The sequence below is a fragment of the Bacteroides gallinarum DSM 18171 = JCM 13658 genome, from assembly GCF_000374365.1.
GTDB classification, from domain to species: domain Bacteria; phylum Bacteroidota; class Bacteroidia; order Bacteroidales; family Bacteroidaceae; genus Bacteroides; species Bacteroides gallinarum.
In genome coordinates, this window is the sequence record NZ_KB894191.1 from 1 (window position 1) to 11,327 (window position 11,327).

Annotated in this window: 12 protein-coding genes; 8 read left to right on the forward strand and 4 right to left on the reverse strand. The window is 42.5% G+C overall.

The window, feature by feature from the left end; all coding sequences use genetic code 11:
* The first annotated feature begins 254 nt into the window (after positions 1-254).
* The 8 genes from C233_RS0121305 (at position 255) to C233_RS0121340 (ending at position 8,799) form a co-directional block, all read left to right on the forward strand.
* Complete coding sequence (locus C233_RS0121305) at positions 255-1,538, forward strand: site-specific integrase (protein ID WP_004308773.1); 1,284 nt, start codon at positions 255-257, stop codon at positions 1,536-1,538.
* Between the two features lie 63 nt (positions 1,539-1,601).
* Positions 1,602-2,897: a PDDEXK nuclease domain-containing protein gene (locus C233_RS0121310; protein WP_005924237.1), complete on the forward strand. Its 1,296-nt coding sequence runs from the start codon at positions 1,602-1,604 to the stop codon at positions 2,895-2,897.
* Between the two features lie 8 nt (positions 2,898-2,905).
* Positions 2,906-3,949 carry a hypothetical protein gene (locus C233_RS0121315; protein ID WP_004308775.1) on the forward strand — a complete coding sequence of 348 codons (1,044 nt, stop codon included), beginning with the start codon at positions 2,906-2,908 and terminating at the stop codon, positions 3,947-3,949.
* Between the two features lie 224 nt (positions 3,950-4,173).
* Positions 4,174-4,482 carry a DUF3853 family protein gene (locus C233_RS0121320; RefSeq protein WP_004308776.1) on the forward strand — a complete coding sequence of 103 codons (309 nt, stop codon included), beginning with the start codon at positions 4,174-4,176 and terminating at the stop codon, positions 4,480-4,482.
* Positions 4,483-4,496: 14 nt separating this feature from the next.
* The gene (locus C233_RS0121325; RefSeq protein WP_008766855.1) at positions 4,497-5,573 is read left to right on the forward strand and encodes an AAA family ATPase; all 1,077 of its coding nucleotides are present in this window, start codon (positions 4,497-4,499) and stop codon (positions 5,571-5,573) included.
* Positions 5,574-5,785: 212 nt separating this feature from the next.
* Positions 5,786-6,742, forward strand: coding sequence for a toprim domain-containing protein (locus C233_RS0121330; RefSeq protein WP_004308778.1), 957 nt, complete (start codon positions 5,786-5,788; stop codon positions 6,740-6,742).
* Between the two features lie 211 nt (positions 6,743-6,953).
* Positions 6,954-8,357 (forward strand): hypothetical protein, encoded by a 1,404-nt coding sequence (locus tag C233_RS0121335; protein WP_018669519.1) that lies wholly within the window; start codon positions 6,954-6,956, stop codon positions 8,355-8,357.
* Positions 8,358-8,445: 88 nt separating this feature from the next.
* On the forward strand, positions 8,446-8,799 hold the full coding sequence (locus tag C233_RS0121340) for a nuclear transport factor 2 family protein (protein WP_004308780.1): 354 nt from the start codon (positions 8,446-8,448) through the stop codon (positions 8,797-8,799).
* Between the two features lie 71 nt (positions 8,800-8,870).
* Here C233_RS0121340 and C233_RS24670 read toward each other — a convergent pair whose 3' ends face one another.
* The 4 genes from C233_RS24670 to C233_RS24715 all read right to left on the reverse strand — a co-directional run.
* Complete coding sequence (locus C233_RS24670) at positions 8,871-9,062, reverse strand: hypothetical protein (RefSeq protein WP_004308781.1); 192 nt, start codon at positions 9,060-9,062, stop codon at positions 8,871-8,873.
* A gap of 183 nt (positions 9,063-9,245) precedes the next feature.
* The gene (gene lnu(AN2) / locus C233_RS0121345; RefSeq protein ID WP_004308783.1) at positions 9,246-9,758 is read right to left on the reverse strand and encodes a lincosamide nucleotidyltransferase Lnu(AN2); all 513 of its coding nucleotides are present in this window, start codon (positions 9,756-9,758) and stop codon (positions 9,246-9,248) included.
* A gap of 24 nt (positions 9,759-9,782) precedes the next feature.
* Complete coding sequence (gene mef(En2) / locus C233_RS0121350; RefSeq protein ID WP_005924254.1) at positions 9,783-10,988, reverse strand: macrolide efflux MFS transporter Mef(En2); 1,206 nt, start codon at positions 10,986-10,988, stop codon at positions 9,783-9,785.
* A gap of 124 nt (positions 10,989-11,112) precedes the next feature.
* Positions 11,113-11,327, reverse strand: a 215-nt coding sequence (locus C233_RS24715; RefSeq protein WP_208598140.1) for a hypothetical protein, incomplete at its 5' end; no start/stop codon positions are given.

Sequence of the window (11,327 nt, forward strand, 5' to 3'; positions counted from 1 at the left end):
TAAAACAAAAACACCAGACTTTACATTCTTGGGTGTAAAACTGGGTGTTTGTTTTGCAATCTGCTGATTTTCAGCGTTTGTTGCGGAGAGACAGGCTCTCGAACTTATACTTTCACAGAATATCATAAAACTGCAAACGACTGATAATCAAGTGTAAATTACAATATAGAGTAAAAGTAAATGTTTCTAAATGTCTTTTGCTATCTCAATAATTGGGTGTATATTTGGGTGTAGAATTTCAAACGCACCCAATTATGAATATCAAGCGCAACATCATTTTTGCATTGGAGAGCCGGAAAAAGAACGGTGTGCCAATCGTAGAGAACGTACCCATCCGTATGCGTGTCATCTTTGCCAGCCAACGCATCGAGTTTACAACGGGCTACCGGATTGACGTAGCCAAATGGGATGCAGATAAGCAGCGGGTAAAGAACGGATGTACCAACAAGCTAAAGCAAAGTGCAGCCGAAATCAATACGGACTTGCTGAAATACTATGCCGAAATCCAGAATATTTTCAAGGAATTTGAGGTGCAGGAGGTCATGCCAACGACCCAACAGTTGAAGGAAGCTTTCAACATGAGAATGAAAGACACCAGCGAAGAACAGCCGGAAGAAGCCCCTGTCAGCTTTTGGGAGGTGTTCGATGAGTTTGTAAAAGAGTGCGGTAACCAGAATAACTGGACGGCATCCACCTATGAAAAATTTGCAGCAGTGAGGAACCACCTCAAAGAGTTCAAGGAGGATGCAACGTTCAACTATTTCAACGAGTTTGGATTGAACGAATACGTCAACTTCCTGCGTGACACCAAGGATATGAGAAACAGCACCATCGGCAAGCAAATGGGATTCCTCAAATGGTTCCTGCGCTGGAGCTTCAAGAAAGGACATCATCAGAACATTGCATACGATACGTTCAAACCGAAACTGAAAACCACCTCGAAAAAAGTAATCTTCCTGACTTGGGATGAACTGAACAAGCTGAAAGACTACCAGATACCCAAGGATAAGCAATACCTGGAACGTGTGCGTGATGTTTTCCTGTTCTGCTGCTTTACGAGTTTGCGGTATTCGGATGTTCGCAATCTGAAAAGAAGCGATGTGAAGTCCGACCACATCGAAATAACCACAGTCAAGACTGCCGACAGCCTGACGATTGAACTGAACAAATACAGCAAAGCCATACTGGACAAATACAAGGACATCCATTTCGAGAATTACATGGCTCTGCCCGTCATCAGCAACCAGAAGATGAACGATTACCTGAAAGAGCTGGGCGAACTGGCAGAAATCAACGAGCCTGTACGGGAAACCTACTACAAGGGAAATGAACGTATTGATGAAGTCACACCCAAATACGCTTTGCTCAGTACCCATGCAGGAAGAAGGACATTCATCTGCAATGCGCTGGCTCTCGGAATCCCGGCACAGGTGGTCATGAAATGGACGGGACACAGCGACTACAAAGCTATGAAACCCTACATTGACATAGCGGATGATATTAAGGCAAATGCCATGAACAAGTTTAATCAACTATAAAAGTATCAAACAGTTTCATAGATAGTTACCAATGACTATATTTGTAGAAATTATCATCACAATATGAGCAACAAGGAATCCAACATAGAGAAAACGAATTTTGATACATTCATACAAGCGGTCGGTTCGGAAATAGAACAGGCACAAGTAAGGCTGATTGTTGCAGCCAATGCACAAATGCTGTTCCATTACTGGAAGATAGGCAATTACATCCTTTATCACCAGCAGCTGCACGGATGGGGAAGCAAAATCATCAAGCAGTTGGCAAAGGCTATCCGACTGCATTACCCTGAAAAGAAAGGCTATTCGGAACGTAACCTTACCTATATGTGCCAGTTTGCAAAAGCATATCCTTTAAGAGCGTTGCAAAGTTTCATAGAAACAGATGCAAGCCTGTCTGTCCCAACCATACAGAGTGTGACCAATGAAGTATTAAAACTGAATGACAAGCAATTTACGCAGGAACTTACTGCGCAAATACAATCGATTGATTGTCAATCATTAGCAATTACGCAGGAAGTTCCTGCGCAATTTGAAGATGTGGGAAAAACCGTGTCTGCCATTTACAGGATGGGAATCAGGGAAATAGAAGAAGTTTTCTTGACCTCTCCTATAGCCAAAATAAACTGGACAAGCCAAATGACTATACTTGACAGTTCGCTACCTTTAGGTCTAAGCTACTGGTACATGAAGCAGTCTGTGGAAATAGGATGGAGCAGCAATGTATTGAAAATGCAAATTGACAGTGATTTGTATAGCCGACAAATCAGCAACAACAAGGTAAACAATTTCACGACCACACTTCCGGCTCCACAAAGCGACCTTGCCAATTACCTACTCAAAGACCCGTACATCTTTGATTTGGCAGGAGCCAAAGAAAAAGCAGACGAAAGGGATATTGAAGAACAGCTGGTGAAACACGTTACCCGCTACCTGTTGGAAATGGGCAACGGTTTTGCCTTCGTTGCCCGGCAGAAGCACTTCCAAGTCGGAAACAGCGATTTCTTTGCCGACCTGATTCTATATTCCATTCCGTTGCACGCATATATCGTGGTAGAATTAAAGGCTACCCCATTCAAACCGGAGTATGCAGGACAACTGAACTTCTACATCAATGTGGTGGATGATAAACTGAGGGGAGAGAATGACAACAAGACTATCGGGTTGTTGCTATGCAAGGGAAAAGACGAAGTTGTGGCACAATACGCATTGACAGGCTATGACCAGCCCATCGGCATCAGCGATTACCAATTGAGCAAAGCGATTCCCGAGAAACTGAAATCAGCGTTGCCCAGCGTGGAAGAAGTGGAAGAAGAACTGGCCTCTTTCCTTGACAAAGACAATAACACTCAAAAATAGTTGCGTCCATGAAAGATGTAATTACAACGCTGATTCCCCGATACGGAGAATTGAACAGAATATATAAAGACTGGTTTGATAATAAAGGTTTCTCTTTTGAAAAGCAGAAATTCATTACCAAGTTCTATCTGGACTACAATGATGTAACGGTTCTTGAAACAGCCATTCTTGAACTGGTGTTTCATCTTCCACAGGAGCAATACACACTGATTCTGAATAGCCTGAAAAAGGAAGTATGCGAAAACATAAGTTATTACAAGAAAGGATGTATGCCGGATGAACAGACCGTTTACAATATCTGCTTCCGAGTTTCAGAAATCTATAAAGAAGCCATAGAAGAACAGCAATACAAGACGACCAAGCTCCATGCTCCGCTAAACGAAGCATACCACCGATACGATTCCATAGGTTATCGGGAACACACTGCAGAGGATGAAAAGCGTGCGGAAATGGAATATGAACGGTGCAAAGATGAATACGAGGAGAAAAAAAACAAGCTGACCGAACTCTACGATCTGCAAAAACAGACCAGAGAGAAAGCCCTGCAATATGCAAAAAGCCGTTTCAATGAAATCTATCGGCTGGGCTGCCACCTCAAAGAGACATTGGCGAAATATGTATTTGATGAAACAAACGAGCCGGAAGAGCCAGCCGAACAAGAACCAAATGCCCCCAACATACAGGAAGAAGTGCTGGGAACGAAACAGACTGAGTATTTCAATATGGAACTGCTTTCGCTCATTCATGTAACCTGCGTGGGAGAACAGTTCGAGAATATTTCCGAACATGATTTCTATACCTGCATGAACCTGCTACCAAGCGACACCAAACCCCAAATCAGACCGAGAGAAAAAATACGTACCTGCTATCTGATATTCCTGATGAGCGAAAAACTGCCCAAACAGGACAGGGAGAATTGGAAGAGGAATATCCTGAAAATATTGGATATTGAGGAAAGCTACTACAAGTCAAAGTACAAAGAGCCTGTTTCCGATTTCCCCAGTGACAGCAACCGGAAATTTGCCAAAGAAATGGATGGTATATTCCGATAATCTGTGATATGCCCTGACATTTTACGAAACAACCACTTTTACCACTCAAATTAAATTTTTGAGTGGTATTTTTATTATCTGATATTCAGATAAATAACAAGATATTCCATTTATATCAACCACATCCTTACCACTTACAACCCTACCTAATTTTGCATCGTTCGAGAACAGAGATAACAGCCAGTGCGCAGGGCTGATTGTTAAACGACTAAATAGATTGAACGATGAAAAATCTTCAAGAATTATTATCAAAACCCGTCTGGCAGATGACAGGTGAAGAGTTCATATTCCTAAGTAAGCACGCTTCCCGTCAAACGGAAACGCAGCCACAGCCCATTACAGACACAGAAAGAAAATATGTGTACGGAATACTGGGCATAGCCAAACTGTTCGGGTGCAGCCTACCCACCGCCAACCGTATCAAGAAAAGCGGAAAGATTGACAAGGCAATCACTCAGATAGGACGTAAGATTATCGTGGATGTTGAGCTTGCCCTTGAACTGGCTGGAAAGAAAACAGGAGGACGGAAATAACGGGAGGCATGGCTATGGACTATATGAAAGAGACTAAGGAAATATCGGCTGAAGAAGCCATAATCCTTTGGCAAGCCTCACGTTTGAGCCTGTCGAAAAGTTATGAGAAAGCACCTGAAATCCTTAAAGTACATGATTCTGTCATTGGGACATTGGGTAATTTCAGCGCATCCATCGGCAAAGCCAAAAGTAAAAAAACGTTCAATGTATCGGCTATCGTAGCCGCTGCATTGAAGAACGGCACAGTGCTGCGGTATGTGGCTGAACTGCCTGAAGATAAGCGGAAAGTGCTTTATGTTGATACAGAGCAAAGCCCTTACCATTGTCTGAAAGTCATGACGCGCATTTTGCGAATGGCTGGTTTGCCAGATGATAGGGACAATGAGAATCTTGAATTTCTTGCCTTAAGAAAATACACGCCTGAGCAGCGTATCAGGATTGTGGAACAGGCTATTTACAATACACCCGAAATCGGTCTTGTAATTATAGACGGCATACGGGATATGGTGTATGACATCAACAGCCCCAGTGAATCAACACGCATCATATCCAAGCTGATGCAGTGGACGGACGACAGGCAGATACATATCCATACGATACTGCATCAGAACAAAGGGGATGAGAACGCAAGAGGGCACATTGGTACGGAGTTGAACAACAAGGCGGAAACCGTATTGCAGGTAGAAAAGGACAAGGGCAACGGTGACATCAGCCATGTTTCAGCCATTCACATCCGGGCAATGGACTTTGAGCCTTTCGCATTCCGTATCAACGACAAAGCCCTTCCCGAACTCATTGAGGGATACAAACCTGAAACAAAGAAGCCGGGAAGACCCGAAGAAGAGAAGTTCGACCCTTACAGGCATATCACCGAGCAGCAGCACCGTATCGCATTGGAAGCCGTTTTCGGGCTGAAAGAGGAATACGGCTACAAGGAACTGGAAGATGCCTTAATCAAGACCTATATGTCAGTGGGTGTAAAGTTGAACCATAAAAAGGCGGTATCGCTCATCACCATGCTCCGCAACAAACGGATGATAGTGCAGGAGACAGGCAGAAAATACACATTCATGCCTGACTTCCACTATTAGCCCATTTCCCTGCAATCACTTCACTTTATTCTCGGGGTGTATATATTAGGAATATAGTGAAGTGCTTGGGGAATGGGACTAAATCACTTCACTTTATTACCGTATCCTATATATACGAGAATTTAGTGAAGTGATTATAGACCGTACTTCCTAAAAAGGTACGGGCAAAAAGAAAAATAAACCAATTCACCAACTACTAAAACAATCATTTTATGGATATACAGACAGCCAAGCAAATCAGAATAGCGGATTATCTGCATAGTTTAGGATATTCTCCCGTCAAGCAACAAGGTGTCAATCTGTGGTATAAATCACCGTTAAGGGAAGAAGCCGAAGCCTCGTTCAAGGTAAATACCGAACGTGAACAATGGTATGACTTCGGTTTGGGTAAAGGTGGTGGTATCATAGAACTGGCTGCACACCTGTACGCTACCGACCATGTACCTTACATCTTGAAACGGATAGCAGAGCAGACACCGCACGTGCGCCCGGTATCTTTCTCTTTTGGAAAGCAAAACTCTTCCGAGCCGAGCTTCCAACAGTTGGAGATTGTTCCGCTGTCATCTACTGCCCTGCTTGCCTACTTACAAGGTAGAGGAATTAACATAAAACTGGCGAAAAGAGAATGTAGTGAAGCACGTTTCACTCACAACGGCAAGCGGTACTTTGCCATCGCCTTTCCCAATGGTTCGTGTGGATATGAAATCCGCAACCGCTATTTCAAGGGCTGCATCGCCCCAAAGGAAATCTCCCACATCAGGCAGTCGGGAAAAGCGAGGAATACCTGTTATGTGTTCGAGGGATTTATGGACTACCTCTCCTTTTTGACATTGAGACAAGAGAGCTGCCCAAATTATCCGGAATTGGACGGGCAGGACTACATTGTATTGAACTCCGTATCGAATGTAAACAAGGCTCTCTATCCGTTGGGCAATTACGAACGCATCCACTGCTTTTTCGACAACGACCATGCAGGACTGGAAGCACTCCGGCAAATCCGCATGGAATACGGCAGAGAGCGGTACATCCGGGACGCTTCGCAGATTTACAGAGGATGCAAGGACTTGAACGAATACTTACAGAAACAGATTGAAAGAAAAAGGCAGCTCCAGTCCGCCAAAGGGGTGCGCAGCCAATCACCGGAAAAGAAGAACGGCTTCCAGTTATAGCCCACTATAACTACACGCTTCGCTTTCGTAGTTGTGGGCTCTCCCGAGGGGATTAGGGCTTTGCCCTAATGACCCACTCAGGGCGTTTCACCCCTGAGAACCCCGAGCAAAGAGTGACCCTCTCTTTGCAATCTCCGCTTATGGGTTACCCCTAAGAACCCCTCTGCGAAAGCGAGCAAAGTAAATCAATTGTAAACAAAGGAAAGAAGCTATGGCAACAAAATCAAGCATACATATCAAGCCTTGCAACATCGCATCGAGCGAGGCACACAACCGAAGGACTGCCGAGTATATGCGTAATATCGGGGAGTCCAGAATCTATGTCATTCCCGAACTTTCCACCGATAACGAACAGTGGATAAATCCCGACTTCGGCACTCCCGAACTGCGAACTCATTATGACAATATCAAGCAAATGGTCAAGGAAAAGACCGGACGTGCCATGCAGGAAAAGGAAAGGGAACGCAAGGGAAAGAATGGAAAGATTATCAAGGTGGCGGGATGCTCACCCATCCGTGAAGGAGTATTGCTTATCAGACCGGACACCACACTGGCTGATGTACGCAAATTCGGTGAAGAGTGCCAAAGACGCTGGGGCATCACTCCGCTACAGATTTTCCTGCATAAAGACGAAGGGCATTGGCTGAACGGTCAGCCGGAAGCAGAAGACAAGGAGAGCTTCCAAGTCGGTAACAGATGGTTCAAACCAAATTATCATGCTCATGTCGTATTCGACTGGATGAACCATGAAACTGGAAAGAGCCGAAAGCTCAATGACGAGGATATGGCAACCATGCAGACCCTTGCTTCCGATATTCTCCTGATGGAACGTGGACAGGCAAAAGCTGTCACAGGTAAAGAGCATCTGGAACGAAATGATTTCATCATTGAGAAGCGGAAAGCCGAACTGCAACGTATAGAGGAAACCAAGCGACACAAGGAACAACAAGTAAGCCTTGCCGAACAGGAACTCAAACAGGTAAAAGCAGAGATACGCACGGACAAACTAAAGAAAACAGCCACCAATGCTGCTACCGCCATAGCAAGCGGTGTAGGTTCTCTTTTCGGAAGCGGTAAGCTGAAAGAACTGGAACATCACATCGAGCAGCTACATCAGGAAATTACCAAACGGGACAAAGCTACTGATGAATTAAAAATTCAGATACAACAAATACAGGAACAGCATAGCAGACAAATTCGTAATCTTCAAAGAATACATAATCAAGAACTTGAAGCCAAAGACAAGGAAATATCACGATTGAGCACCTTGCTTGAAAAAGCCCACAAATGGTTTCCCATGTTCAAAGAGATGTTGAGAATGGAAAAATTATGCGCTGTTATCGGGTTTACCAAAGACATGATAGAAAACCTCTTGACAAAGAAAGAATCCATACAATGTAGTGGCAAAATTTATTCCGAAGAACACAGGTGGAAATTTGACATCAAGAATGATATTTTTAGGGTTGAGAAACATCCGATGGATAGTGGTAAGCTTATGCTGACCATAAACCGACAACCCATAGTACAATGGTTTAAGGAACAATGGGAAAAGTTACAGCAGAATCTACGTAACTCGGTGCAGAGAGAGCAAAAATCCAGAGGATTTAGAATATAGAATAGCCTATTATTAATAAAATCAAGTATCTATGCATCCAAACAGATTGTTTTTATTACAGAATCAAAATCCTAAGAATTTATAAAAAATGAAGCCTAAAGAAGTTTTGGAAAAATGGATAGATTGCTTTAACAAAGCAGATGCTTATCATATAGCAGAGCTGTATGCTACTAATGCAGTAAATCATCAAGTCGCAAACGAACCAATAATAGGTAAAGAATCAATCTACAAAATGTTTGTGAATGAATTTGCCACTGCTAAAATGGTTTGTATGGTGGAAAATATTTTTGAAGATGGCGAATGGGCTATCATGGAATGGAAAGACTCTCTTGGACTTCGTGGATGCGGATTTTTTCATGTAAAAGATAACAAAATCGTCTTTCAAAGAGGGTATTGGGATAAACTTTCATTCTTGAAGCAACACAATCTTCCAATTGAATAAGTACTATCAGAATACGGACTGGGAAATTGAAATACCCAGTCCGAGTTATATAATGAATTTTACTTGTTAAACTATTTAAAGTCAGTTGGATAACAAACCATACCTTTCACATTCTCAGTAGCTCCAGGTATTAATTCAGCCACCATGCAATATTCATGAGAGACTTCGAAAGGAAATTCAATTCCTAAATCGATAGCCTTGCGATAGCCAAATCGAGGATAATACTCTTTATGCCCCAATACGACTGCTGTGCCGTAACCCAAAAGTGCTGCCCTCTGATGGGCTTACTGAATCAACATCCCCCCCCAATTCCCTTACGCTGGAATTCCGGCAAGACTGCCAATGGAGCTACACTCAGGGATGTGACAGACTGGGTGTCACTGTCTATCTTTACTTCTGTAAGTAAGATATACCAGACAATTTGTTTTTCTGTCATTTTCTTGTTCTTATCTAATTGTTAGGCTCATTGTTGTTATACATTGTTTAATTATAGATAAATCGTGAATATCCTTCTCTCTTAAATCGTAGCCCGAATGGAATACTTGTTGCCCTTTTGCAGAAATGCAAGGGATGCTTCTGCCTTCAAAGACTGCTGTTCCAAAATAGTCCGGTTGAAATTCATACCAGCCTCCATCCAAGTCGGCTTGTTTGGAAGTGCCGTCCGCATTCAAGACAAAAGGATGGATATCAATATAGCCTAATTCTTTGCTATACAGTTCCACACGGGTGGGCAACCAATTTGTTTCAATTTGATATCCTCTCTCCTGCAAAAGATCAAGGAGTTGGTCTGTATAATTGGCATCAAAATCAATGTCAATATCTCTATGCAAGCGGGTTTGCTGTCCGTACAAGACATCCACTCCCCAGCCTCCATCCAACCAAAACTGCATGTCCAGGCTTTCCAACAAGTCCAAAACTTGAAATAACTCTGTAATCGTAGTGTGTTCTTTCTTTGTCATATAATAATTCTTTAATAAATAATACTATGCGTAATTATCCAACTGCTTGATTGAAGAAATAAAATTTGCACCCACTCCAATCAGAAAGATAACCCATCCGCTGATCATAAAGACGGATGTGATACCCCATGCTTCCACCCAATATCCTGAAGCTACGATACCCAGCATTGATGGAAAGGTACTCAAACTAAAGATGAGAGAAAAAGTCCGTCCAAGCATGTCCGAAGCCAAGTTCTGCTGAATAATAGCGATGAAAAGCGCATGGTAAATGGAATAGGCTATGCCTCCTGTAAATGTTAGGCAAACAAAACCTATAAATGCGCTTGATGGTAAATAACTGGCGCTAATCAGATACAATCCCAATATCACATAAGCCGTATGCATCACTAATGTTTGCTTGCTTTTCAAAGCCTTACAGGCAAGTACTAAACCGCCCAACAATGCCCCTGAGCCCCAACCCATTTCCACAACTCCCATTTGCAAAATGTTTCCGTTGAAATGCAGAAGCGTCATAAAAGGAAATAACGTAAAAACAGGCATAAGGACAAAAGTCACCAGCGTAAAGCATACGAATAAAGGCAAAATGCCCATTGTACGCCGCAAGGTATGCCAACATTCCGTCAGTTCTTTTTTGAAATCTGGAAGAACTTTCGTTTTTTGAAGAGAAGGAATCTGGACACAAAGTAAGGTCAGACAAGCAGCAACAGCTCCGATCACATCTATGAGCAGAATATACTGTATGGGAAGCCAAACAACGAGGCTTGCCCCTACAACGGGAGCTATCACCTCACTGAAGGATTGAATGGAATGGTACAAACCTGATACCCTGACAAGATGGTGCTTGGGAACCAGTAGAGGGATGCTTGCCTGTAAAGCAGGTGCATGAAACGTACTGCCTATTGAACGACAAGCAGTCAATAGATAAAAAAAAGAAAGGTCTTTATAACCCTTGGTTATCACAATAAAAAGACATAGGGTACAGAACGCGATGAACAAGTCCGAATAAAACATCGTTTTCTTTCGATTCCATCTGTCAACATAGACCCCGGTAAACAAGCCTAATACAAATTGTGGTAAAAATCCAGCTAAAATAGCCAGAGATAAAGCTGTCGGGGATTTAAATTCGTTGCTAATCCAAAAAATAATGGAGAAGCCAACAATCGTACTTGTTAAAATAGATATGAGTTGGCCTATTCCTATCACGGCCAAAGTTGATTTCCAATGATTCATTGTGCTAATATTTCATGCGTTTATAGATAAGTACTTTCGTACATTAAGCAAAACGAAATTCTATCCACACAAAAAACTTGTATTATAATCCACTCCTGACGTTGGAATACAATAACAAATACTTTCAGGACGATGTAAAGTCCTGAAAAATCAAAGTGAATGGATAGATAAATATTAGTCTTTTCTCATCGGATTCTTTTAATATCGCTACTCTTTTATTATGTAGTGGTTGTATTATCTTAAATAAAACAAAAACACCAGACTTTACATTCTTGGGTGTAAAACTGGGTGTTTGTTTTGCAATCTGCTGATTTTCAGCGTTTGTTGCGGAGAGACAGG